The organism is Butyricicoccus pullicaecorum DSM 23266 (genome assembly GCF_900167005.1).
GTDB classification, from domain to species: domain Bacteria; phylum Bacillota; class Clostridia; order Oscillospirales; family Butyricicoccaceae; genus Butyricicoccus; species Butyricicoccus pullicaecorum.
In genome coordinates this window covers 268,969-292,835 of sequence record NZ_FUXW01000002.1, presented here as the reverse complement: position 1 = coordinate 292,835, position 23,867 = coordinate 268,969, and the positions used below count along the sequence as shown (strand labels likewise).

23 protein-coding genes, 1 tRNA gene and 1 other annotated feature are annotated in these 23,867 nt (G+C 52.6%); of the genes, 22 read left to right on the top strand and 2 right to left on the bottom strand.

The genetic code is table 11. The features are described 5' to 3' along the window. Positions 1 to 5: 5 nt before the first annotated feature. The 7 genes from B5D52_RS05600 to B5D52_RS05575 all read left to right on the top strand — a co-directional run bounded on the left by B5D52_RS05600 (position 6) and on the right by B5D52_RS05575 (position 5,467). Positions 6 to 1,121 carry an S-layer homology domain-containing protein gene (locus tag B5D52_RS05600; protein ID WP_016146629.1) on the top strand — a complete coding sequence of 372 codons (1,116 nt, stop codon included), beginning with the start codon at positions 6 to 8 and terminating at the stop codon, positions 1,119 to 1,121. Between the two features lie 65 nt (positions 1,122 to 1,186). Further along, a complete protein-coding gene (locus B5D52_RS16085) occupies positions 1,187 to 1,342 on the top strand; it encodes a hypothetical protein (protein WP_016146628.1) in 156 nt (51 codons plus the stop codon). A gap of 214 nt (positions 1,343 to 1,556) precedes the next feature. Next, entirely contained in the window at positions 1,557 to 2,120 is a 564-nt protein-coding gene (gene efp, locus B5D52_RS05595; RefSeq protein ID WP_016146627.1) for an elongation factor P, read from the top strand. Positions 2,121 to 2,168: 48 nt separating this feature from the next. After that, a complete protein-coding gene (locus B5D52_RS05590; protein ID WP_016146626.1) occupies positions 2,169 to 2,579 on the top strand; it encodes a CD1247 N-terminal domain-containing protein in 411 nt (136 codons plus the stop codon). Between the two features lie 37 nt (positions 2,580 to 2,616). After that, positions 2,617 to 2,692 (top strand) — tRNA-Val (locus B5D52_RS05585). Positions 2,693 to 2,938: 246 nt separating this feature from the next. Continuing rightward, a complete protein-coding gene (locus tag B5D52_RS05580; protein ID WP_016146625.1) occupies positions 2,939 to 4,222 on the top strand; it encodes an L-cysteine desulfidase family protein in 1,284 nt (427 codons plus the stop codon). A gap of 27 nt (positions 4,223 to 4,249) precedes the next feature. Continuing rightward, positions 4,250 to 5,467 carry a dicarboxylate/amino acid:cation symporter gene (locus B5D52_RS05575; RefSeq protein ID WP_040332643.1) on the top strand — a complete coding sequence of 406 codons (1,218 nt, stop codon included), beginning with the start codon at positions 4,250 to 4,252 and terminating at the stop codon, positions 5,465 to 5,467. A 53-nt stretch (positions 5,468 to 5,520) separates the two neighbouring features. Here the strand turns inward: B5D52_RS05575 and B5D52_RS05570 are convergent, their stop codons facing one another. Together B5D52_RS05570 and B5D52_RS05565 are read right to left on the bottom strand one after the other, a co-directional pair. After that, positions 5,521 to 6,840 (bottom strand): Na+/H+ antiporter NhaC family protein, encoded by a 1,320-nt coding sequence (locus B5D52_RS05570; protein WP_040332642.1) that lies wholly within the window; start codon positions 6,838 to 6,840, stop codon positions 5,521 to 5,523. A 112-nt stretch (positions 6,841 to 6,952) separates the two neighbouring features. Beyond that, a complete protein-coding gene (locus B5D52_RS05565; RefSeq protein ID WP_016146622.1) occupies positions 6,953 to 7,507 on the bottom strand; it encodes a phosphatase PAP2 family protein in 555 nt (184 codons plus the stop codon). Positions 7,508 to 7,687: 180 nt separating this feature from the next. Beyond that, positions 7,688 to 7,924 (top strand) — a binding site (T-box leader). A gap of 73 nt (positions 7,925 to 7,997) precedes the next feature. Here B5D52_RS05565 and B5D52_RS05560 point away from each other — a divergent pair. The 15 genes from B5D52_RS05560 (at position 7,998) to B5D52_RS05490 (ending at position 23,795) form a co-directional block, all read left to right on the top strand. Then, entirely contained in the window at positions 7,998 to 9,506 is a 1,509-nt protein-coding gene (locus B5D52_RS05560; protein WP_016146621.1) for a 2-isopropylmalate synthase, read from the top strand. An 18-nt stretch (positions 9,507 to 9,524) separates the two neighbouring features. Next, entirely contained in the window at positions 9,525 to 10,787 is a 1,263-nt protein-coding gene (gene leuC / locus B5D52_RS05555; protein ID WP_016146620.1) for a 3-isopropylmalate dehydratase large subunit, read from the top strand. 18 nt (positions 10,788 to 10,805) lie between these two features. Then, on the top strand, positions 10,806 to 11,297 hold the full coding sequence (gene leuD / locus B5D52_RS05550) for a 3-isopropylmalate dehydratase small subunit (RefSeq protein ID WP_016146619.1): 492 nt from the start codon (positions 10,806 to 10,808) through the stop codon (positions 11,295 to 11,297). Between the two features lie 5 nt (positions 11,298 to 11,302). After that, complete coding sequence (gene leuB, locus B5D52_RS05545) at positions 11,303 to 12,379, top strand: 3-isopropylmalate dehydrogenase (protein WP_016146618.1); 1,077 nt, start codon at positions 11,303 to 11,305, stop codon at positions 12,377 to 12,379. Positions 12,380 to 12,528: 149 nt separating this feature from the next. Then, on the top strand, positions 12,529 to 13,266 hold the full coding sequence (locus tag B5D52_RS05540) for a WecB/TagA/CpsF family glycosyltransferase (RefSeq protein ID WP_016146617.1): 738 nt from the start codon (positions 12,529 to 12,531) through the stop codon (positions 13,264 to 13,266). Further along, positions 13,263 to 14,036 (top strand): FAD-dependent thymidylate synthase, encoded by a 774-nt coding sequence (gene thyX / locus B5D52_RS05535; protein WP_016146616.1) that lies wholly within the window; start codon positions 13,263 to 13,265, stop codon positions 14,034 to 14,036. Before B5D52_RS05540 ends, thyX begins: the two co-directional genes overlap by 4 nt. 60 nt (positions 14,037 to 14,096) lie before the next feature. Continuing rightward, a complete protein-coding gene (locus B5D52_RS05530) occupies positions 14,097 to 15,008 on the top strand; it encodes a DUF2156 domain-containing protein (protein WP_016146615.1) in 912 nt (303 codons plus the stop codon). Further along, on the top strand, positions 15,005 to 15,841 hold the full coding sequence (locus B5D52_RS05525) for a GNAT family N-acetyltransferase (RefSeq protein WP_016146614.1): 837 nt from the start codon (positions 15,005 to 15,007) through the stop codon (positions 15,839 to 15,841). Before B5D52_RS05530 ends, B5D52_RS05525 begins: the two co-directional genes overlap by 4 nt. Before the next feature lie 16 nt (positions 15,842 to 15,857). Beyond that, positions 15,858 to 16,403 carry a DJ-1 family glyoxalase III gene (locus tag B5D52_RS05520; protein WP_016146613.1) on the top strand — a complete coding sequence of 182 codons (546 nt, stop codon included), beginning with the start codon at positions 15,858 to 15,860 and terminating at the stop codon, positions 16,401 to 16,403. Next, a complete protein-coding gene (locus tag B5D52_RS05515) occupies positions 16,393 to 16,959 on the top strand; it encodes a 5-formyltetrahydrofolate cyclo-ligase (protein WP_040332463.1) in 567 nt (188 codons plus the stop codon). Before B5D52_RS05520 ends, B5D52_RS05515 begins: the two co-directional genes overlap by 11 nt. Continuing rightward, a complete protein-coding gene (locus B5D52_RS05510; RefSeq protein WP_016146611.1) occupies positions 16,949 to 17,842 on the top strand; it encodes a CPBP family intramembrane glutamic endopeptidase in 894 nt (297 codons plus the stop codon). The genes B5D52_RS05515 and B5D52_RS05510 overlap by 11 nt, the downstream gene beginning before the upstream one ends. Positions 17,843 to 17,855: 13 nt before the next feature. Further along, positions 17,856 to 19,196, top strand: a complete 1,341-nt coding sequence (gene mltG / locus B5D52_RS05505) for an endolytic transglycosylase MltG (protein WP_016146610.1) — start codon at positions 17,856 to 17,858, stop codon at positions 19,194 to 19,196. Positions 19,197 to 19,217: 21 nt separating this feature from the next. Then, complete coding sequence (locus B5D52_RS05500; RefSeq protein WP_016146609.1) at positions 19,218 to 20,441, top strand: peptidase U32 family protein; 1,224 nt, start codon at positions 19,218 to 19,220, stop codon at positions 20,439 to 20,441. 332 nt (positions 20,442 to 20,773) lie between these two features. Next, a complete protein-coding gene (gene alaS / locus B5D52_RS05495; RefSeq protein ID WP_016146608.1) occupies positions 20,774 to 23,422 on the top strand; it encodes an alanine--tRNA ligase in 2,649 nt (882 codons plus the stop codon). Positions 23,423 to 23,459: 37 nt separating this feature from the next. Beyond that, on the top strand, positions 23,460 to 23,795 hold the full coding sequence (locus B5D52_RS05490) for a histidine triad nucleotide-binding protein (protein ID WP_016146607.1): 336 nt from the start codon (positions 23,460 to 23,462) through the stop codon (positions 23,793 to 23,795). Positions 23,796 to 23,867 lie beyond the last annotated feature (72 nt).

The following is a 23,867-nucleotide window of genomic DNA, read 5'->3' as shown; positions in this document are numbered from 1 at the left end:
CCATTATGAAGCGTCAGCCCATCGTTTGGATTGCAATTGCGCTCTTTATAGGCGGAACGGTTGCGGGAGCGCTCAGCCTTCCGGGTTCGGCAAATGACTCTTTAATCAGTCAATCTTACGTACTCGGTACATACCTTGAATCTGTTGCGGGGCAGGCATCTGCAAAGGCGAAATCCATCTTAAACACCTCGGTTACCACCAAATTAACCGCATTGGAAAGCCAATACGACACCGAAATGATCACAACCCGTTTGGAAAGCGAAATCATGGCTGCACTCGGCGACAAAACTTCGTCCTCTCTGGCAGCGAACACGGTCATCACCGCACAGACCGGTACCGAAATCACGCTGCAATCGGGTAGTGCAGCTGTCTCGCAGGGCACTTGGATCAATTTGACGACTGGAGAGGCCGTGTCCGCTGGTTCTGCACTGCAAATCAATCAGATCTATTTAGCCGCAGATGATAATGTATCGATCAAACTGCAAAGCAGTAGTTCGGTTCTGATTTCTGGGCAATACACAACCGGAACTTCTTCCTCCGGTTCAAATGTCACCGTGCAATACATGGCATACGCCGATGCGCTGCAATCACTGGGTCTGTTTCAGGGCACCAGCAAAGGCTATGAGCTGGAACGTCCTGCAACCCGGTTGGAAGGCATTGTAATGCTCATTCGTCTGCTGGGAAAAGAACAGGCTGCGCTATCCTGTACAGGTTCGCATCCTTTTACCGATGTTCCCGCATGGGCGACTCGCTACGTTGCTTACGCCTATCAACAAGGCTACACCAGCGGAATTGATGCCACGACGTTTGGCTCTACCATGGATCTGCGTTATCTGGATTACATGACCTTTTTGCTCCGTGCTCTCGGCTACTCCGACACAGGTGGCGATTTCAGCTGGGCAACATCCGACCAGAGCGCGGTTGATCTGGGCATTCAAACGGCAGGGGAGCGGCAGGCCATCCTGCAAAGCGGAAAATTCCTGCGCGATCACGTCGCCTATACCTCTTATCGTGCGCTCTTCGTCAAGACCAAGCGCGGCAGCAGGCTATGTGATGATCTCGTCGCTGCCGGTGTCTTCTCTCAGAGCCAGCTGGAAGCCGTCCAGAAAAAAGGCCTGTAAATCAAGAACCAATTTCCTCCTGATATCATAGGATAAGATGTAATCCACAAAAGGAGGAAAACATTATGTATCTCAATTCTTCTTGCTGGGGCAACGATTCTTGGTGGATCATCATCCTGTTTGCAATCATTCTGCTCTGGATCTGCTGCGGAAGCAACACGCAGGATACCTGCTGCTGCAACACGCCCGCTCTCGACTGCGGCTGCAACGGCTGCCGTTAAACGATCCTGTCCCACAAAAAAGCGCGGAGAACTCTCTCCGCGCTTTTTTCCTGCCCGTAAAAAATGCATAGAATTCTCGACGAATTCTGCGCATTTCCACGAAAACGTGAAAAAGGGACTTGTCAAATAGCTCAAAATAGGGTAGAATATATGAGCATTCATTTAGAATTTATTAGAACACACTGGTGTTTAATGATTTGGAGGATTCAAAATTATGATTTCTGCAGGTGAATTCAGAAACGGTGTTACTTTTGAGATGGACGGCCAGGTTCTTCAGGTCGTTGAGTTCCAGCATGTAAAGCCGGGTAAGGGCGCTGCTTTCGTTCGCGTTAAGATGAAGAATGTCATCACCGGCGCTGTAACCGAGCGCAGCTTCAACCCCACCGATAAGTACGAGCCCGCTTACGTTGAGCGCAAGGAGATGCAGTACCTGTACGCTGACGGCGATCTCTACTACTTCATGGATACCGAGACTTACGATCAGCTGCCGATCAACAAGTCCACTCTGGGCGATGACTTCCGTTTCGTCAAGGAGAATACCAACGTTAAGGTTCTGTCCTACAAGGGCAGCGTATTCGCAGTTGAGCCCCCGCTCTTCGTTGAGCTCGAGATCACCGAGACCGATCCCGGCTTCAAGGGCAACACTGCTACCAACACCCTGAAGCCCGCTGTTCTCGAGACCGGCGCTACCGTCCAGGTTCCGCTCTTCATCGAGATCGGTGACCGCATCAAGATCGACACCCGTACCGGCGAGTACCTCGAGCGCGCAAAGGGCTAAGTCCCAATTTCATATACTGTCTTCACTTTTCACGGAGGAGGATGTTAAATGACTGTCACAGAACGTGTTGCCTACTTGAAAGGACTGTTTGAAGGTCTTGAAATCGATACCGAGAAAAAGGAAGGCAAATTACTCAGTGGTGTGCTGTCCGCCCTCGATGAGCTGGCTGAGGCTGTAACAACCCTCAAGCAGCAGAACGAGGAACTGCTCGACGAGCTTGACGATGTATACGAAGAGCTGTCGGCAATTACCGAGGATTTTCTCCTCGACGATGACGACACTGAGGATGAAATTGCCCCCGATCCCGATCAGGATCTCTATCAGGTTGTTTGTCCGACCTGCGGCGAGATCATTTACCTCGATCAGGATATGTTGGGCGCCGGTTCTATCGTTTGCAATGCCTGCGGAGAAGAATTAGAATTTGATCTTTCAGAGCTTGACAACGAAGAAGAAGTCTGATATAATATTCAACGTTGGTTCACTCCAACGTTGATATGGACATTTAGCTCAGCTGGTAGAGCATCCGCTTGACGTGCGGAAGGTCATGGGTTCGAGCCCCTTAGTGTCCACCACTGAAAAGCAGTTCTCGAATGAGAACTGCTTTTTTTATTTTCCAAATCAAGGTTTCACGTTTCAGCATATTTTTATGTTTTTCTATAAGTTGTTACATTTTACGAGGTATCTTTTGTGCGCCATGCCAAAATAGGCACAACCTCTGGTGGAATTTCCTTGTATATTTTGTCCTTTGATGCTACAATGATACAGGGCTTTGGCCTCGCATTATTTCTATCTGCTTTATCAGGAAAGGGGGAACTCACATGCAGCCGACTGACATCCGTTATCAGAATTATATTCAGATTCTGAAAGAGGAACTTGTTCCGGCTATGGGCTGTACAGAACCGATTGCGATCGCATACGGTGCAGCCAAGGCACGGGAAATCCTCGGATGTTTACCCGAGACCGTTCTGGTTGAAGCCAGCGGCAACATCATCAAAAATGTCAAGAGTGTTGTCGTGCCGAACACCGATGGTCTGAAGGGTATTGAAGCAGCTGCAGCAGCGGGTATCGTTGCAGGACACGCCGATCAGATTCTGGAAGTCATTGCATCGGTATCTGATGCCGAAAAGCAAGCCATCCGCACTTATTTGGACGAACACGAAATCACCGTCCGTCCCGCCGAAGGAGATGTCATTTTTGATATCATCCTGACGCTGCGTTCCGGTGACTCCTATGTGAAGCTGCGCATTGCAGACTATCACACCAACATCGTCCATGTAGAAAAGGACGGCGTTCTGCTCTTGGAAGCTGGACACACCGCAGAAAATGTACAAGCTTCTACGCTCACCGACCGCAGCAGTCTGTCCGTCGAGGGCATTCTGGATTTCGTCGAGACCATGTGCATTGACGATGTTCGCGAAATGGTGGAACGACAGATCGAGTATAACTCTGCCATCGCACAGGCCGGCATCGACGGCAACTGGGGCGCGAATATTGGCTCGGTTTTACTGCATCATTACGGCAACGATGTCAAGATTCGCGCACGCGCTATGGCAGCAGCGGGTTCCGATGCTCGTATGAGCGGCTGTGAATTGCCGGTTATCATTGTTTCCGGCAGCGGTAATCAGGGCATCACCGCATCGGTTCCTGTCATTGAATATGCCAAGGAACTGCAAGTGTCTCATGACAAACTGATTCAGGCGGTCACCTTGTCCGACCTTCTGACCATCCACCTCAAAACAGGTATCGGTCGCCTATCCGCATACTGCGGCGCTGTCAGCGCCGGCTGTGCGGCGGGTTCCGCGATTGCATGGCTGCAGGGTGGCGGATACGAGGATATCGCACACACCTTGGTTAACTCTCTGGCAACGGTATCCGGTGTCATTTGTGACGGTGCGAAACCCTCGTGTGCGGCTAAGATTGCGGCAGCCGTCGACGCCGGTATTCTGGGTCACCAGATGTACTGTGACGGCCAGCAGTTCTATGGCGGTGACGGTATTGTCACCAAGGGTGTCGAAAACACCATCCGCAATATCGGTCGTCTGGGGCACGACGGTATGCGTGAGACCGATAAGGAAATCATCCGCATTATGACCGGTCTCTAAGTCATTTTATTGGAAGGGGTAATCTACATTATGAAAATTCTGAAGAGCCTGCCCGCGAAGCTGGTTCTCGGCGTTATCATCGGTATGGCTGTCGGCCTGTTCCTCGCAGAGGATCTGCTTCCGGCTTCGATTAACACCGGTATCCTTCAGGTCATCGTGACGGCAAAGTATATCTTAAATCAGCTGATCAACTTCTGTGTACCGCTCATCATCATCGGCTTTATCGCACCCTCGATCACCAAGCTGGGCTCCAATGCATCGCGCATGCTGGGCGTGGCTTTGATTCTGGCGTATGTATCGTCGCTGTGCGCTGCACTCATGTCCACCGGTGCTGGCTTCACCATCATTCCGCACCTGAATATCGCCAGTGCGGTTGACGGCCTGCGCGATACGCCGGAAGCAGTCTTCAAGCTGGACATTCCGCAGATTATGTCCGTTATGAGTGCACTGGTCATCTCGGTCATGGTCGGTCTGGCTGCAACGGTCAGCAACGCAAAGGTGATCTCTCAGGCGCTTGACGAGTTCCAGCGCATCGTTCTGCTGATCGTTACCTGTGTCATCATCCCCATCCTGCCCGTATTCATCAGCACCACCTTCTGCACGCTGGCATACGAGGGCACGATCACCAAGCAGCTGCCTGTCTTCCTAATCGTCGTCATCATCGTTATGATCGGTCATTACATCTGGCTGGGTGTTCTGTATGGTCTGGCAGGTGCGTACTCGGGTAAGAATCCCTGGGATGTTCTGCGCAATTACGGTCCCGCTTACATCACCGCTGTCGGCACCATGTCTTCGGCTGCTACGCTGGCTGTTGCACTGCGCTGCGCAAAGAAGTCCAAGGTTCTGCGTCACGACATGATTGACTTTGGTATTCCGCTCTTTGCGAATATCCATCTGTGCGGTTCGGTTCTGACCGAGGTATTCTTCGTCATGGTTGTTTCCAAGATCCTGTATGGCTCTCTGCCCAGCTTTGGCACCATGGTTCTGTTCTGCGCACTGCTCGGCATCTTCGCGATCGGTGCACCCGGTGTTCCGGGCGGTACGGTTATGGCTTCTCTGGGCCTCATCACCGGCGTTCTTCGTTTCGACGATGCCGGCACGGCGCTCATGCTCACCATCTTCGCACTGCAGGATTCCTTCGGTACTGCTTGTAACGTTACCGGTGACGGAGCGCTCACCCTGATGCTCACCGGCTACGCGGAAAAGCACAATATCCAAGAACAGCACATCGATTTCTCTCTTTGATTTCTGTGCAGTAAAAAAGAGCTGTCCAAAACGGACAGCTCTTTTCTTATGTCTTATTTCTTTGCAGTCTCTTTTCCGAAGATGATGAAGAGCAGCGCACTCACACCGAGCAGAATCGGGTAGTAGCAATAGGGAACGATCTGCACCGACGAGATTTTCTGGGTTGCCATCTCGGTCGCGGCTGCCGCGTACAGCAGCTGCGCACCGTAAGGGATGATACCCTGGAAGGTCGAGGTGAAGATATCCAACAGGGAAGCGGTACGCTTGGGGCTGATATCGTAATCCTCTGCAATCTCCTTTGCAATCGGGCCTGCAATGACAATCGCAACCGTATTGTTTGCAGTCGAGCAGTCTACAACTGAAGACAGTGCTGCAATACCAATTTCCGCACCCTTCTTACCGTGAATGCAGCGACGAATCACGTACAAAATCCAATCGATACCACCGTTCTGGCGAACCAGAGAAACGACACCAGCTACCAGGATCGAGATAACGGTAATGTCATACATGCTCATAATACCGTCGCCCATGATCTTGAAAATATCCAGCAGACCGAAGTCTCCGTAAGCAATGCCGATGGCCAGAGAAAGCACCGTGCCGCCAACCAGCAGCAGAAATACATTCAAGCCAACCAGTGCACCAATCAGGACAACCAGATAAGGGATAATGCGAACCACATTATACGTCAGCTCCTCGGCAGGCGCATAATTTGTGCCCATCGTGCTGACAAAAAAGATAATCGCCGTGACAATCGCAGCAGGCAGTGCAATCTTAAAGTTTTCGCGGAACTTGTCCTTCATCGCACAGCCCTGTGTACGTGTTGCCGCGATGGTCGTATCCGAAATCATGGACAGGTTATCGCCAAACATTGCACCACAGACCGCCGCACCAATGCACAGTGCCATGGAAATGCCAGTCTTCTCACTGATGCCAATGGCAATCGGCGCCAGTGCAACGATCGTACCGACCGAAGTACCCATCGAGGTCGAGATAAAGCAGCCGATAATGAACACACCAACAACTGCGACATTGCCCGGCAGAATGGACAGACCGAAATTTACCGTCGCGTCTGCGCCGCCTGCCGCCTTTACCGAAGCAGAAAATGCACCTGCGAGAATGAACACCAGACACATGATCATAATGTTCTCCTCACCAGCGCCGCGCGCCATCGTATTCAGCTTTTCCTCAAAGGTCAGCTTGGTTCCCTTGGGATTCTGCAAAAATGCAACGATCAGCGCAATCAAAAAGCCAACAATTGCTGGCAGGGAATCTCCGAACATGCCGCCCATACGATTATCTATGATGCCAACCGCGATGAAAAGCACCAAGAAGACCGCAATCGGGAGCAGCGCCCACGGATTTCCTTTTTTCATAGTGAAACCTACTTTCTTTCTGACATATTCCATGTCATTTTTCCTTGTAGCCTATCATACACGATTTTCGTAGAAAAAACAAGGGATATGCTTTTGTGCATATCCCTGAAGCTCAATATTTCATGCGGCGAAAATGCATTTGGTCACCGATCTGATTGACAATCCAGACCGAAATCCAGCCCAGCACAATGCCCAACAGTGCACCGCACAGCACGTCGGTCGGATAATGAACGCCGACATAGAGGCGAGAAAGTCCGATCAATACCGCAAGTACCCCGCATGCGATTCCCGGTTTTTTGTAAAAACCAAAGCATGCAGTCGCCGCGCAGAAGGAAGACAATGTATGTCCGGAAGGGAAGGAATACAAATCTCCCGGCGAGACGAGCGGTATAATATCGGTATAAGTACGGAACGGCCGTGGACGTGCCACGATGTTCTTAATGGCCAGATTTCCAATCAACAATCCGAGCAGCAATGCCAGCAGCATCGCAATACCACACCGCCGTGTACGCGGACGAATCACCAGCACAAACGCAATCACCAGCCAAATCGCTCCTGCATTTCCCAGTGAAGTGATCAGTGTCACAATGGGTGTCAGCCAGTCCTGTCGTACATGCTGGGCAATATACAGCAATATATCATGATCTAATCCCTGTATCCATTCCATCTATGCCAAACTCCTCCTGTTCGTTTTATTTATTGTATAGAATCCGGTCGGAAGTTGCAAGCGAAGAAATTGACTTTTTGTATTGTCTTAAAATTTGTCTCAAAAAAATCCCAAATTTTCTCTTGACAGCTTTGCACAAATGGTCTATCATATACCTATATTCTTTCACAAGCTAAATTAGTAAAAGCAATGAACGGGTAAAGTAATCGTTCCCCAGATTTCAGAGAGCTGTTGGTTGGTGCAAAACAGTATCTGTGACCGGTGAAACTCGCCCGGGAGCTGTGGACTGAAATTTTCCAGTAGGTTCTACCGGTTGTCCCCCGTTATAGGGAAGGCATATTGTTTGATATGCACTGAGTGGTCGTCTACGGACGGCAATGAGAGTGGTAACGCGGAGTTTCTAGCTTCGTCTCTTAAAGTATTTTAAGGGACGAAGCTTTTTGTTTTGTCCCGCAGATCCCAAACTTTGTCTATCAGGAGGATTTTGATCATGGGAAGAACGATTCAGATTTTCGACACAACCTTACGTGATGGCGAGCAGTCTCCCGGCTGCAGCATGAACCTGAATGAAAAAATTGAGGTTGCACGTCAGCTGGAATCCATGAAGGTCGACATCATCGAGGCCGGTTTTGCCATTGCTTCCCCGGGTGATGCGGCAGCGATCGCAGCCATTGCAGACAACGTTCACAACTCGACGGTCTGCTCGCTGGCTCGCTGTGTAGAAAAGGATATTGATGCGGCATACAGCGCAATTAAGCGTGCAAACTCCGCTCGTATTCATGTATTCCTCGCAACATCTCCGCTCCACAGACAGTATAAGCTGAAAATGTCTCAGGACGAAGTTTTGGAAGCAATCGCGCACAATGTTGCTTACGCAAAGAAGTATTTGAGCGATATCGAGTTCTCCGCTGAGGACGCTTGCCGCACCGAGCCCGAGTTCCTGGCAAAGACCTTTGAAGCTGCCATCAAGGCTGGTGCAACCACGCTTAACATTCCCGACACCGTCGGTTATATGGCTCCCGATGAGTACGCTGCACTCGTTCGTTATCTGCGTGAGCACACCCCCGGCATTGAAAACGTCACGCTGTCCTGCCACTGCCACAACGACCTCGGCATGGCGGTTGCCAACTCGCTGGCAGGCGTTGAGGCCGGTATCAACCAGATCGAATGTACAATCAACGGTATCGGCGAGCGCGCCGGCAACGCTTCCATGGAAGAGTGCGTCATGGCGCTGCATGTCCGCCGCGACTACTATCAGGCAGAATCCAACATCGATACCACCCAGATCTATCGTGCTAGCCGCATGATTCAGACCATCACCGGTGTTCCGGTTGCTCCGACCAAGCCGATTATCGGTGCAAACGCATTCGCACACGAATCCGGTATCCATCAGCACGGTGTCATGGCAAACAAGGAAACTTACGAGATCATGACTCCCGAATCCGTCGGTATTCCGCAGAACGCCATCGTTCTCGGCAAGCACTCCGGCCGTCACGCATTCGAAGATCGTCTGCGCACGCTGGGCTATCAGCTCGATGCTGAAAAGCTCGACAAGGCATTTGCAAAGTTCAAGCTCCTCGCAGACAAGAAGAAGATCATCAAGGATCGCGACCTCGAAGCTCTGGTCGGTGCAGTTCCGGTTTCCGGCAGCGAGCGTTACACGCTGGTCAACTTCGTTATCAACTCGGGTAACTCCATCACCTCGACCGCTGTTATCCGCGTCAAGCACGGCGATGAGACCATCGAGCGTGTTGCAGCATCGGACGGCCCGATCAATGCCGCATTCCGTGCCATCAACAAGATCGTCGGCCGCGAAGTTGTTCTGGAGGATTACTCCTTGAAGGCAATGACCGAAGGCGAGGACGCACAGGGCGAAGCAATCGTCAAGATCTCGGTAGACGGCAGCGAGCTCGTCACCGGCCGCGGCGTTGCAGTCGACGTTATCGAGGCTTCGATCAAGGCATATATCAACGGTATCAATAAGTTCTTTATGGAATAAACAAGAGGGATTACAACTATGGCAATGACAATGACTCAGAAGATCCTCGCAAAACATGCGGGACTTGACGCGGTGACCGCCGGACAGCTCATCGAGGCACAGGTCGATCTGACCTTGGCCAACGATATCACCGGCCCGGTTGCCATCCGCGAAATGGAAAAGGCAGGTTTTGACAAGGTTTTTGACCGCACCAAGATCGCGCTTGTTATGGACCACTTTGCACCGAATAAGGACATCAAGTCTGCTCAGCAGTGCTTAGAGTGCCGTGAGTTCGCGAAGAAGTACGACATCGTAAACTTTTACGATGTCGGTGAGATGGGCGTCGAGCACGCACTGCTGCCCGAAAAAGGCTTGACCGCTCCGGGTGAGCTCATCATCGGTGCAGACTCCCACACCTGCACCTACGGTGCACTGGGTGCGTTCTCCACCGGCGTTGGCTCGACCGATCTGGCTGCCGGTATGGCAACCGGTAAGGCATGGTTTAAGGTTCCCTCGGCCATCAAGTTTGTTCTGAAGGGCAAGAAGGCTCCCTGGATTTCTGGCAAGGACGTTATTCTGCACATTATCGGCAAGATTGGTGTAGATGGTGCGCTGTACAAGTCGATGGAGTTTACCGGCGAGGGTGTTGCAGAGCTGTCCATGGACGACCGCTTCACCATCTGCAACATGGCCATTGAGGCAGGCGCTAAGAATGGTATCTTCCCGGTTGACGACAAGACCATGGAATATATTAAAGATCGTGTACACCGCGCAGTCACGGTATTCGAGGCCGACGCAGACGCAGTTTACGACGAGACCTACGAGATCGATCTGTCCACGCTGCGTCCGACTGTTGCATGCCCGCATCTGCCCGAGAACACCAAGACCATTGATGAGCTCGACCACATCGAGATTCAGCAGTCGGTCATCGGTTCGTGCACCAACGGCCGTATTGAAGATATGCGCATTGCGGCTTCCATCCTCAAGGGCCGTCATGTTGCTCCCGGTGTACGTACCATCGTTATTCCGGCGACGCAGGAAGTTTACCTCCAGTGCATCGAGGAAGGTCTGGCGAAAATCTTCATCCAGGCTGGTGCCATTGTCTCCACGCCGACCTGCGGCCCGTGCCTCGGCGGTCACATGGGTATTCTGGCGCAGAACGAGCGCTCGATCTCGACCACGAACCGCAACTTTGTCGGCCGTATGGGTCATATCACGAGCGAAATCTATCTGGCAAGCCCGGCAGTCGCTGCCGCATCCGCCGTTATGGGCTACATCTGTGCCCCCGAAGATGTCAAGTAACAGGGAAGGAAGTCTACCATGATCGTAAAAGGTTCTGTTTTCAAATACGGGGATAACGTCGACACCGACGTTATCATCCCTGCACGTTATCTGAATATCGCCGATCCGGCTGAGCTGGCTACCCATGCGATGGAGGATATCGATACCGAATTTGTCAAGAAGGTTCAGCCCGGCGACATCATCGTGGCAAACCGTAACTTTGGCTGCGGCTCCTCACGTGAGCATGCACCGCTCGTTCTGAAGGAAAACAAGGTTTCCTGCGTCATCGCAGCTTCCTTTGCACGTATTTTCTACCGCAACGCCATCAACATCGGCCTTCCCATTCTGGAATGCGAAGCCGCTGCAAACGGTATTGAGGCAGGGGATGAGGTATCGGTTGACTTTGATACCGGCGTCATCACCAACGTCACCAAGGGCGAGACCTATCAGGCAGCTGCATTCCCGCCGTTTATTCAGTCCATCATCCATGCCGGTGGTCTGCTCAAGTCGCTGAAGGAAAGAGGAGAGTGAGTCCCATGAATTACAATATTGCAGTCATCAAGGGTGACGGTATCGGCCCGGAAATCGTTTCTGAGGCTATGCTGGTTCTGGAAAAGATCGGCGAAAAGTTTGGTCACACTTTTAAATTTCAGGAAGTTCTGGCCGGCGGCTGCTCCATCGATGCAAATGGCATTCCGCTGACCGATGAGACGATCGAAATCTGCAAAAATGCAGACTCGGTTTTGCTCGGTGCCGTTGGCGGCCCCAAGTGGGACAATGTACCGTCTGCAAAGCGCCCGGAAAAGGCTCTGCTCGGTCTGCGCGCAGCGCTCGGTCTGTTCGCAAATATTCGCCCTGCGATGATGTACAAGGCTCTCGCGGATGCCTGCCCGATCAAGAAGGAAATCATTGGCGACGGTTTCGACATCGTCGTTTGCCGCGAGCTGACTGGTGACGTCTACTTTGGCAATCACTACCGCAAGGAAAGTGACTGTGGTTGGGGCGAAATGGGATGCGACGATATGAACTACTCGGTCTACGAGGTAGAGCGCATCGCACGCCGTGCGTTTGAGATGGCGCGTGTTCGCTCCAAGAAGGTCACCAGCGTAGATAAGGCCAACGTACTCGAGACCTCCCGCGTCTGGCGCGAGACCGTAACCCGCATTGCTGCCGAGTATCCCGACGTTGAACTGCAGCACATGTATGTTGACAACGCTGCCATGCAACTGGTACATAGCCCGGGTCAGTTTGACGTTCTGCTGACCGGCAACCTGTTCGGCGACATTCTGTCCGACGAGGCTTCCATGATTACCGGCTCGATCGGTATGCTGCCGTCCGCTTCGATCGGCGAAACCGGCCGCGGCATGTACGAACCCATTCACGGTTCTGCACCCGACATCGCAGGCAAGGGCATTGCAAACCCGATTGCGACTATTCTGTCCTGCGCCATGATGTTGCGCTACTCGTTCGGTCTGTCGGCAGAAGCCGATGCCATCGAGCAGGCTGTCGGCAAGGCACTCGACAACGGCTGCCGCACTGCCGATATCGCGTCTCCCGGTCAGACCGCTCTGTCCACCAGCGAGATGGGGCAGGTCATTCGTGATTTGATCTAAAATATCTGAAATTTCAACAGCCGGCACCGATTTGTGTCGGCTGTTTTTGTATACCTTTACAGATATCCCGAACAAATTAGGCTTGTGGTTTATCGGGAAATGCGCTAGAATAGAATAGATATAAAATATATATAGATGGAGAATCAGCTGTGAAAACTGCAAATATTTTAGGTGTCACTTTTCATAATGTCACACTCAAAGACGCGGTCGACGCGGCAATGGATCAGATCCGCGCCGGAAAAAAGGGTTATGTCGTAACCCCGAACCCGGAAATCGTATATGCAACGTTTGAGGATCCGGTCTTCCGCGATATCGTTAACCGTGCCTCTCTTGTTCTGCCCGACGGCATCGGCGTTATTTATGCTGCCCGCATTTTGGGCGTTCCGCTTGCCGGCAAGGTGCCCGGTATCGACTTTGCAGACGCACTTATGTATCGCATGTCACAGGAAGGAATGCGCCTGTTCCTGCTCGGTGCCAAGCCGGGTGTCGCTGAAAAGGCTGCTGAAAACATCAAAAAGAAATATCCCGGACTGGTCATCGCCGGTACACAGGACGGCTACTTCAAGGACGACCAGCAGGCAATCGATGCGGTCAAGGCCGCAGGCGGAGCCGATGTCATGTTTACCTGCCTCGGTGCACCCAAACAAGAGCGCTTTATGGCTGGTCACATGGACGAGCTCCCGGTTACGCTGTCTTGTGGTCTGGGTGGTTCGCTGGATGTATTCGCCGGAACCGTACAGCGTGCGCCCGAGCTTTTCCGCCGTTTGAATCTGGAATGGCTCCACCGTCTGCTCAAGCAGCCCAGCCGCTTCGGACGCATGATGAAACTGCCGCTGTTTCTGCTGATCACCATCAAGACCAGACTGTTTGGAGGAAAACAATCATGATGAAAGTCCGTTTGCTGGCACACACGCCCGACCCTGAGCGTTTGATCGCCGCCGCGGCTAAAAACTGCTACTCGTCCGTCGATGTTGACGGTATTCTGGACGGACTGACCGGGGAAAAAACACAGTCCTTCTTACAGATGCTGACCGAAATCGGTCACGAAAGCCCGATTGAGCACGTTTCGTTCACCTTTGCAATCGAAGGTGTGTCCCGCTCGCTGTTGGCACAGATTACCCGCCACCGTATGGCTTCTTACAGCGTCCAGTCCCAGCGCTATGTGCGCGAGAAGGGTTTTGAATATGTTGTCCCGCCCGAGATCGAGAAAATCCCGGCAGCCAAAGCACAGTTTATCCAGGCGATGGAAGACGATCAGCGCACTTATGAAGCGCTGACCGCAACGCTGATGGAAGGTTATCTAGCCGAAAATCTGGCTGCGGGTATGAGCGAAAAGGCTGCTCGCTCCAAGGCGGAGAAAAAAGCCATTGAGGATGCGCGTTATGTCCTGCCCAACGCCTGCACAACCCGCATCGTCATGACCGCCAATGCACGTTCTCTGCAAAACTTCTTCCGTCTGCGCTGCTGCAACCGCGCACAGTGGGAGATTCGTGCACTGGCAGAAGAAATGTACAAGCTTGTCTATGCCGTAGCGCCCACGCTGTTCCGTCATGCCGGCCCGCCGTGCGTGTCCGGTCCCTGCACGGAAGGCAAAATGACCTGCGGTCAGGCAAGTCAGGTTCGCGCCCATTATTTGGAACTGCAGAACGCTGAATAATTCGTTTTCGGCTGCAAATCATCCAAATAAGAGCGATCTACACGAGAGAGAAAGGATTTTATGTTAGATTTTCGAGAAATCACGCTGGAAGATAAGGAACGTGTTGAAGCCTGTGCCAGAGCGCACAACTACCATCTGTGCGAGCACTGCTTTGTTGATCTGTATATCTGGCGCGATCACTATGATACCAAAATCTGTTTTCTAGGTGACTTCTTACTGGTTAAAATGCGGGATGCAGATTCCGGAAAGGAAATGTATCTGGCACCGATCGGAGAGGGAAGTCTGTGTCAGCCGGTCGCAGCACTGCGTGAGGATGCCGCTGAGCGCGGCAACCCGTTTATTATGGTCTCGGTTGCTGAGGACATGATCGAGCGCATGGAAACCTGCTGTCCGGGTCAGTTCGACTACTCCTACAACGAAGGTGCAGCCGACTATGTCTATCTGAGCGAAAAATTACAGACCTTATCGGGCAAAAAGTTGCAGTCCAAGCGCAATCTGGTCAACCGTTTCCTGGCCAACTATGAAGGCCGCTGGAGTTACGAGGATATTACCCCGGATAACGTGCGTGAAGCACTCAAATTCCACTTCAAGTGGTGTGAGATGAATGGCTGCATGCGTGACCACGCCTTCTTTGGTGAAACCTGTGCGGTTGGTATTGGCCTGAATAACTGGGATGCCCTCGGTCTACGCGGCGGTCTGCTGCGTCTGGATGGGGAAGTGATCGCATTCACGTTCGGCTGTCGCGCAACCGATGACATGTACGTCGTTCAGATCGAAAAGGCTGACCATAATATTCCCGGTGCCTATCAGATGATCAACCAGCAGTTCGTCAAACGCAACTGCACCGATGTCATGTACGTCAATCGTGAGGAAGATCTCGGTCTGGAAGGTCTGCGCAAGGCAAAGCAGTCTTACTATCCGGCATTTTTGTCCAAAAAATATGTCGCCGTCCCGAAAGGGGAAGCGCAATGATCCGCTTCGCTCAGCCGGGTGATCTTTCGGCAATTCGTGATCTCTGGGAGATTTGTTTCCCGGATGACACCGGGTTTAACCCTTATTACTTCGATCATCTGTTTTCCCTGAACGACACCTTGGTATGTGAACTTGACGGTTGTATCGCTGCGATGGTGCAGATGCTGCCCTATACACTTCGTGTGCACGATCAGGATTTTCCGGTCACTTATATCTACGGCGCTTGTACCCATCCTGACTTCCGCCGTCAGCATCTGATGAGTCAACTGCTGTCCGCTTCTTTCGACTGGGATCAACAGCATGGCCGTGTTGCCTCCATGCTCATTCCACAAGAGAAATGGTTGTTCGATTTCTATCGTCCATTCGGCTATCTGCCTCAGTTTTCTATCCAAACGTTTACCGAGCAGATTGCACCCGTTCCAAATGCTTGCCTGCGTCCCTTGACTGCAGACGATCTCAATGCGTGTCAGGCACTCTATGATGCGCAGACTGCGCAATATGATATGGCAGTCATCCGCTCGGCTGCACAATGGCAGCAGCAGCTCGCCCTCTTTCAAACTTTGGGTGCTGGTGCTTATGGCTGGGAGCAAGATGGGAAACTAACAGGCTACGCTTTCGTCTGGCAGGAAGAAGCTGGCATCTGGGCACAGGAATGTGTCTGTGCAGACCGTGCCAATCGAGAGGCTTTCTTGTCCGCTTTGGCACATCAGACAGGCTGCACCTCAGTGCGCATGTCCGGCCCGGCCGACGAGCCCGCTCATTCTTTGGGATGCATTAAATTTTATACGTCTCAGCCGTCCATGCACGGCTATATGAATCTTATGCTCAACTGAAAAGGAGAGAACAGTCATGGTTTATGTATTTTTAGCTGACGGTTTTGAAGAAGTCGAAGCATTGACCCCGATTGATGTCCTCCGCCGCGCTGGTGTCGATGTCCGCACGGTCGGTGTGACTGGAAAGACGGTGACCGGTGCGCACGGTGTACCGATGATCGCCGATTTACTGCCTGAAGAGACCGATCTGGCATCGGCCGACCTGATTTTCCTGCCGGGCGGTATGCCGGGCACCAAGAATCTCTATGCATCGGATTTCGTTCGCAATGCAGTTGAGAAGGTTCTGGCTGACGGTCACTATGTCAGCGCGATTTGTGCTGCACCGTCTATCGTTCTGGGCGGTATGGGTATTCTCAACGGCAAGCGTGCAACCTGCTATCCGGGCATGGAAGACGGCATGGTCGGTGCCATTGCACAGGCTGTTCCCTGTGTTTGGGACGGTAAGATTATCACCGGTCGCGGCGCTGGCGCGGCGTTTGACTTTGCACTGACACTCTGCGAGGCACTGTGCGGTCGGGAAACCGCGGATAAGATTGCCGCTTCGGTCTGCTATGCACGCTGAAAAAGCTCTCTTACGCAAAAAAATGCTTGCACTGCGGGCAGCAGAGACCCCGGAGGCACGTCGCCTTCGGGATCGTGCTATTACTGAGGCCGTGTGCGGACTGGACGCATACCAATCGGCGCGCACGATCTTCTGCTACTGCGCGACAGCAGAAGAAATCGCAACTGACGCGATTATTTCCGATGCGCTGGCGCGCGGAAAGCGAGTGTGTGTCCCACGCTGTGAGCGTCCCGGAGAAATGACGGCTAGGGAAATTCAATCTCTGCATGAGCTCATTCCCGGGAAATTTGGAATCCGCGAACCGCAGGCTGATCGTCCCATCATCGCGCCGGAAGAAATCGATTTTTGCATCGTGCCCTGTCTGTGTGCCGATCTCGAAGGATTTCGTCTGGGCTACGGCGGTGGATATTACGATCGCTTTTTGTGTCAAACCTCAGCTTTCACGGCAGCATTGTGCGATTTTTCCCGACTGCTGCGCACACCGCTGCCCCGAGAAGCTACCGATATCCCTTGTGACTGTATTATAACGGAAAGGCAGGTACATAGTGAAAAGTAAATCCGCATTGCGGCTCTGCCTGTCGCTCTTCATCTGTTTTGCGCTGCTCATCGGCGCGCAATCCTTTTTACCGAATATTTTAACTCTCTATCCTGAATGGTTCGGTATCTTGCTCGACTTTGCCGCTATGTTCATTCCCATTGTTCTGCTGCATGTTCTCATGCCGCGCAAAGAGAACTTCCGGCCAAAGTTGAAGCCCTCCCATATCTCAGCCGAAATGCTTGGTTTTACCCTTTGCATGGCTTTGGGATTATCCTTTATTCGTTTTGATATTGAATATCTGGTCTATCGCATCACCGGTGCCAGTGAGATCAATCTCTCATTTTCACTGCTGACCATCCCGTTTGGCAACTCGGTTTCGTTCTTCGCGATTCTGGCTGCCATTCTGGTACCCGCCCTGATCGAAGAATTTTATCTGCGCGGGTATATCCAGACCTTCCTGAGTGAGTACATGAGCACCCGTCAGGTCATCGGACTGATCACCTGTATCAGTGCCATGCTGTACGGCTCTCTGCCCGCACTGCCGGGTGGTATTATCTTTGCTTTCGGCATGAGCTGGCTCACCTTTGTATTTGGATCGTTCTGGTATGCGGTCATTGCACATGCGGTATCATCGGCTTTGTTCCTTTTCCTGAACTGGCTGCTCGGTAAGTTTATGGTATACGGCATTCTGCGCTTTCTTCCTGCACTCTGCATCATCTTCGCACTGCTGTTCTTCTACATTGCACTGCGTCTCGCCGAACGTCTTACCCTGCGCCAAGCATTCAGAAAACTGCACTATGTGCAGCACAGCGATTATTCGTTCACTAAATTTGCAAGCAATGCGGCAGCACTTGCATTTCTGTTCGTATTCATCGCAAAAGCCGTGATCGGTATTATATAAACGAGGTATTATCATGGAAAATCATCGCTATACCCCCAAGCATTCGGAAAACAAGCCGCGTTCCAGGGCTACCAGCAATGCTTCCCGCCGTACGCGTGATTCTGTGGATTCTGCACGCAGACCTTACCGCAGAAAAGATGCCGATCTGTTTTCCGATCAGGTGCCGACGCACAACAGTATGCGGCGCAGCCTGAATACGGAATCTCGATCGACGCGCCGCGGCTCCCGCTCGCAGGCAGACGATCTATTCGAAAACGAAACGCACGCGTACCGCACACCGCGTCGCAAAAAATCAAAAACCGGTTGCGCACTGGCTTCGCTTTATTTTATTGTGATTTTCGGCATATCGGTTTGTCTGTCTGTTGTGCTGATCTTCGCCGCAAACGACGCGCTTGCTCTGGTCAAAGACGATCAGGATATCTCTTTCGTTGTTGCAGAAGATACCACCGTCAGCGGTATCAGCCAGCAGCTTGACCAAAGCGGTGTTGTCAATTACGGCACGTTCTTCCGTCTGTTCAATTCGCTCCAGGGTGATGGAGATGTCATCATTTCTGCTGGTGTGTATACGCTCAACCCGACGATGGACTACGATCAGATCGTCAGCGCTCTGACCGAGACCACGTCCACCACCACAGTAAAGGTCACCATCCCCGAGGGCTACACCATCGCCCAAATTCGTCAGACGCTGCTTGACAACAACGTGACCTCTGAGGCTCTTCTGGACGATGCGCTGAACAATTACGCCTTTAAGCACGATTTCCTCAAGGACGAGCAGCCACCCAGGGAAAACTGGCTGGAAGGATATCTGTTCCCGGACACCTACGAGTTCGTGCAGGACAGCAAACAGCCGATTTATGAAGTGCTGAACGTCATGCTCAACAACTTCGATACGAAGTATGACGAGCAGATCGAAGAAGGCGCGAAGGAACTCGGTCTGACCACGCATGAAGTTGTCGTCATTGCGTCTCTGATCGAACGAGAAGCCAAGGAAGCGGATGAATTTTCCAAAATTTCCGGCGTCATTCACAACCGACTCAACAACAGCGAAGAATATCCCTATTTACAGATTGACGCGTCGCTGCAATATGCCGTCGGTCACAACAATCCGCTGACCGAGGAAGACCTCAAGCTGGACAGCCCCTACAACCTGTATACCAACAAGGGTCTGCCGCCCGGACCGATCTGTAATCCTGGCTATAATGCGCTGTATGCTGCAACCCATCCGGACGACCACGACTATTATTACTATGTCGCGATGCCTGATGGTACCCATCTCTTCGCCGAGACCAACAGCGAGCACAATCGCAACCGTGAGCGTGCTGAAGAGGCTTGGGCCGAAGCAAACAATGAATAAAACATCTATGGAGACAATATCTTGAAAAAACCTGAAATTCTGTCACCCGCTGGTGACTTTGAAAAAATGAAATATGCCATCGCATACGGTGCGGACGCAGTTTATATGGCCGGTCAGTCCTTCGGTATGCGTGCGGCTGCGGCAAACTTCAGTGCCGACGAGCTGCGTACCGGCATTGCCTATGCGCATGCGCACGGCGTTAAGTGCTATATCACCGTAAACATCATCCCGTCCAATGACGATCTTGCAGCGCTGCCCGATTATCTGGCACTGCTGCAGGACTGCGGCGCGGATGCAATCATCGCAGCTGATGTCAGTGTCGTATCGCTGGCGAAAAAGTATGCCCCCAAGGTTCCGCTGCATATCAGCACCCAGACCAGCATTTTAAACTATGAAGCTGCGAACTTCTGGGCTGACCAGGGTGCTGAGCGCATCGTTCTGGCGCGTGAGCTTTCGCTCCCAGAAATCGCAGAAATCCGTGCCAAGACCCCCAAGACACTCGAGATCGAGGCTTTTGTACACGGTGCGATGTGCATTTCGTACTCCGGCCGCTGCCTGATCTCTCAGTACATGACCGGCCGCGACGCAAACCATGGCGCATGTGCGCAGCCCTGCCGCTGGAAGTACTCTCTGGTCGAAGAGAAACGTCCGGGTGAATATTTCCCGGTTGTCGAGGACGATCGCGGCACCTATCTGTACAACTCTAAGGATCTGTGCATGATTGAGCATATTCCCGAGCTGGTACAGGCTGGCGTGGATTCCTTCAAGATCGAAGGACGCAACAAGACCGCATACTATGCCGCTGGCATCACCTCGGCATATCGCCGTGCGGTAGATGCTTACTGTGCAAATCCGGATGGTTTTGTCCTGCCGCGTGATATCCATGAGGAGATCGGTAAGGTCAGCCACCGCAACTATTACACCGGTTTCTATTTCGGCAGCGAGGAAAATGGCCAGTACTACGAGGACAGCCAGTACATCCGCGACTGGGAGGTCACCGGCCTTTTGGCCGAGGTGAAAGACAACGGGGAAGCGGTCTTTACCCTCAAAAACCGTTTCTATCCCGGTGATACGCTGGAACTGATTCAGCCGGGTAAGGAACCCTATGTCTTTACTGTCGATCAGGTAACCGACGACGAGGGCAATGCACTCGAAGTCGTACACCATCCCGAAATGCGCTTCCATCTGAAGTTCCCGTTCACCGTCGAACCGTTTGCAATCTTGCGTCACGAGCGCAAGAATTGATTGACAATCGGGCAGAATGTGTTAAAATAGTTATGTAATATCGTCTGTATGCGATGATGAACCCAGTCAGACACGCAGTCTTTAGAGAGAAGGGGACGGTGGAAGCCCTTCGGCCAGCGGTTTTGACAGCCAGTTCGGAGCTTTCCGGGATGACCGGAACGTAATTCCCGCGTTAAGGGAAGCCTGAGACGCCATGATTATGGCAATTAGGGTGGTACCGTGGAAGTTTTACAGCTTTCGCCCCTAAACCGGGGCGGAAGCTGTTTCTTTTTCCGCTGTGTCTACAAAAATCCATTTTGCTTATTTTAATTTTACATTGGAGGAAACCAAACATGCAGTACAGAGGCTTAAACGAGCTTCGTGAGATGTATCTCTCATTCTTCGAGAGCAAGGGTCATCTGCGTCTGCCCAGCTTTTCGCTGATCCCGCAGAACGATGCGTCCCTGCTGCTCATCAATTCCGGTATGGCACCGATGAAGCCCTACTTCACCGGTGAGCAGGAGCCCCCGCGTCATCGTGTCACCACCTGCCAGAAGTGCATTCGTACCGGCGACATCGAGAACGTCGGCAAGACCGCACGTCACGGCACCTACTTCGAGATGCTGGGTAACTTCTCCTTCGGTGACTACTTCAAGCGTGAAGCCATTCACTGGAGCTGGGAATTCCTGACCTCTCCTGAGTGGGTTGGCATCGACCCCGATCGTCTCTATCCGTCCATCTATGTCGATGACGATGAGGCATTTGAAATCTGGAACAAGGAAATCGGTATCCCCGCTGAGCGCATTTTCCGCTTTGGCAAGGCCGACAACTTCTGGGAGCATGGCTCTGGTCCGTGCGGCCCGTGCTCTGAGATCTACTACGATCGCGGCGAAGAGTATGGCTGCCACAAGCCCGACTGCACCGTTGGCTGTGACTGCGACCGCTACATGGAAGTCTGGAACAACGTATTCTCCCAGTTCAACAACGACGGCCACGGCAACTACACCGAGCTCAAGCAGAAGAACATCGATACCGGTATGGGTCTGGAGCGTCTGGCTTGTGTTGTACAGGGCGTTGGCTCGCTGTTCGAGGTTGATACCGTCCGCAACATCATGAAGCACATCGAGCGCATCGCTGGTGTCGAGTATCACAAGGATGAGAAGATCGACATCTCGCTGCGCGTCATCACCGACCATATCCGTTCGACCGCTATGATGGTCTGCGACGGTGTCATTCCTTCGAACGAAGGCCGTGGCTACGTCCTGCGCCGTCTGCTGCGCCGTGCAGCGCGTCATGGCAAGCTGCTGGGCATCAACCGTCCCTTCCTGTCTGAGGTTCTGGATACGGTCATCGCAGAGAACGAAGGTCACTATCCTGAACTCGCACAGAAGAGCGACTACATTCACAAGGTTATCGAGATGGAAGAGGCTCGCTTTGATGCAACCATCGACAGCGGTCTGTCCATTCTGGGCGATATGGTAGCCGCAGTTAAGGCAGAGGGCAAGACCGAGCTGCCGGCTTCGGATGCCTTCAAGCTGTACGATACCTACGGCTTCCCGATCGACCTGACGCTGGAAATTCTGGAAGAGCAGGGCATGACCACCGACCGCGCAGGCTTTGACGCACTGATGAACGAGCAGCGCGAGCGTGCACGTGAAGACCGCAAGAAGATGGGTGACCTCGGCTGGGCTTCGGAGAATCTGGGTCTGGACAAGTCCATCAAGACCCGTTTCGACGGCTACACCATCATGGACGAGCAGGCAACTGTTCTGGCAATCGTTGCCAACGGTGAGGTTTCCGGCTCGGCTGCAACCGGCGATCAGGTTACCGTCGTACTCGACCACACTCCGTTCTACGCTGAAATGGGCGGTCAGGTTGCCGACCACGGTCTGCTGACCAATGACAAGGGTCTGGTTGTTCGCATCTCCGACGTACAGAAGACCAAGGACGGTAAGTTCATGCACATCGGTGTCGTAGAGTCTGGTGTCATTGCCGTTGACGATCTGGTAGACGCTGCCATCGATACCGCACGCCGTCAGGCAATCGCGCGTTCGCACACTGCAACCCATCTGCTGCAGAAGGCTCTGCGCATGGTACTGGGTACTCATGTTGAGCAGGCTGGCTCTTACACCGATGCTGACCACGTTCGTTTCGACTTCACCCACTTTGCAGCTGTTACGCAGGAAGAGCTGGTCAAGATCGAGGATATCGTCAACGATGCAATCTTTGCCGCTTATCCGGTTATCACCGAGGAAATGCCCATCGATGAAGCGAAGAAGCGCGGCGCAATGGCACTGTTTGGCGAGAAGTATGGCTCTACCGTTCGCGTTGTACAGGCTGGTGACTTCTCCATCGAGCTGTGCGGCGGTACCCATCTGACCAACACTGCTCAGGCTGGTATGTTCAAGATCATCTCGGAGAGCTCGGTTGCTGCCGGCGTTCGCCGTATCGAAGCACTGACCGGTAAGGGCGTTCTGAACTTCCTGCAGGAAAAGCAGACCCTGATTCTGGATACTGCCAAGGCGCTGAAGACCACCCCGCACGATCTGCTGGGCAAGGTTGAGCAGCTGCTCGAGGAAATCCGTGACACCAACAAGAAAGTCGAAAAGCTGAGCGCAAAGGTTGCGAACATGCAGATGATCGATCTGTTTAACCTGTCCCGCGATGTCAAGGGCGTCAACGTCATCGCTGCCAAGCTCGAGGATGTAACCCCGGATATGCTGCGTGTCATGGGCGACCAGATCAAGGAGAAGGCTCCGAAGATGGTTGCTGTCCTGTCGACCGTTGTAGAGGGCGGCAAGATCAACTTCGTATGTGTCTGCGGCGCAGAGGCTGTCAAGGCTGGCGCACACGCTGGCAAGATCATCAAGGAAGTCGCTAAGATGTGTAACGGCGGCGGCGGCGGTCGTCCCGACAACGCAACTGCTGGTGGTAAGGATGTTTCCAAGCTGGAAGAAGCTCTGGAAGCTGTCAACAACATTGTAGAGGCACAGCTGTCCTAAATCAGTCTGTTCCATATCTCTAAAAAGGAGGGTTCTTATGGATTGTCTGTTCTGTAAAATCGCAGCAGGGGAGATCCCGTCCAAAAAGGTCTACGAAGATGACCTGTGCTACGCATTCTATGACATCGATCCCCAGGCTCCGACCCATTTTCTCGTGATTCCCAAGGCGCATATCGCTTCGGTTTCCGAGGTTACCCCGGAAAATCAGGCGGTTGTCGGTCACATCTTTTCTGTGATCGCACAGATTACCAAGGATCTGGGTCTGGAAAGCTACCGTGTCGTGTCGAATATCGGCGAGCAGGCGGGACAATCGGTCTTCCATCTGCACTTTCATGTGCTCTCCGGCCGTGATATGACCTGGCCTCCGGGCTAATTCCGGCTGTTAGAAATGGAATGTTGAAGTGGCGTGCAGCAATGCCGCCACTTCTTTTCCTATGCACGCAGG

What these genes read in the sequence shown, in the direction of transcription:
- B5D52_RS05520 (WP_016146613.1), top strand. Translation starts at nt 15,858, where the DNA reads ATGGTTTATGTATTTTTAGCTGACGGTTTTGAAGAAGTCGAAGCATTG.
- B5D52_RS05580 (WP_016146625.1), top strand. Translation starts at nt 2,939, where the DNA reads ATGCAGCCGACTGACATCCGTTATCAGAATTATATTCAGATTCTGAAA.
- alaS (WP_016146608.1), top strand. Translation starts at nt 20,774, where the DNA reads ATGCAGTACAGAGGCTTAAACGAGCTTCGTGAGATGTATCTCTCATTC.
- B5D52_RS05565 (WP_016146622.1), bottom strand. Translation starts at nt 7,507, where the DNA reads ATGGAATGGATACAGGGATTAGATCATGATATATTGCTGTATATTGCC.
- B5D52_RS16085 (WP_016146628.1), top strand. Translation starts at nt 1,187, where the DNA reads ATGTATCTCAATTCTTCTTGCTGGGGCAACGATTCTTGGTGGATCATC.
- B5D52_RS05515 (WP_040332463.1), top strand. Translation starts at nt 16,393, where the DNA reads ATGCACGCTGAAAAAGCTCTCTTACGCAAAAAAATGCTTGCACTGCGG.
- thyX (WP_016146616.1), top strand. Translation starts at nt 13,263, where the DNA reads ATGATGAAAGTCCGTTTGCTGGCACACACGCCCGACCCTGAGCGTTTG.
- B5D52_RS05600 (WP_016146629.1), top strand. Translation starts at nt 6, where the DNA reads ATGAAGCGTCAGCCCATCGTTTGGATTGCAATTGCGCTCTTTATAGGC.
- leuC (WP_016146620.1), top strand. Translation starts at nt 9,525, where the DNA reads ATGGCAATGACAATGACTCAGAAGATCCTCGCAAAACATGCGGGACTT.
- B5D52_RS05590 (WP_016146626.1), top strand. Translation starts at nt 2,169, where the DNA reads ATGACTGTCACAGAACGTGTTGCCTACTTGAAAGGACTGTTTGAAGGT.
- B5D52_RS05525 (WP_016146614.1), top strand. Translation starts at nt 15,005, where the DNA reads ATGATCCGCTTCGCTCAGCCGGGTGATCTTTCGGCAATTCGTGATCTC.
- efp (WP_016146627.1), top strand. Translation starts at nt 1,557, where the DNA reads ATGATTTCTGCAGGTGAATTCAGAAACGGTGTTACTTTTGAGATGGAC.
- mltG (WP_016146610.1), top strand. Translation starts at nt 17,856, where the DNA reads ATGGAAAATCATCGCTATACCCCCAAGCATTCGGAAAACAAGCCGCGT.
- leuD (WP_016146619.1), top strand. Translation starts at nt 10,806, where the DNA reads ATGATCGTAAAAGGTTCTGTTTTCAAATACGGGGATAACGTCGACACC.
- B5D52_RS05490 (WP_016146607.1), top strand. Translation starts at nt 23,460, where the DNA reads ATGGATTGTCTGTTCTGTAAAATCGCAGCAGGGGAGATCCCGTCCAAA.
- B5D52_RS05560 (WP_016146621.1), top strand. Translation starts at nt 7,998, where the DNA reads ATGGGAAGAACGATTCAGATTTTCGACACAACCTTACGTGATGGCGAG.
- B5D52_RS05570 (WP_040332642.1), bottom strand. Translation starts at nt 6,840, where the DNA reads ATGAAAAAAGGAAATCCGTGGGCGCTGCTCCCGATTGCGGTCTTCTTG.
- leuB (WP_016146618.1), top strand. Translation starts at nt 11,303, where the DNA reads ATGAATTACAATATTGCAGTCATCAAGGGTGACGGTATCGGCCCGGAA.
- B5D52_RS05530 (WP_016146615.1), top strand. Translation starts at nt 14,097, where the DNA reads ATGTTAGATTTTCGAGAAATCACGCTGGAAGATAAGGAACGTGTTGAA.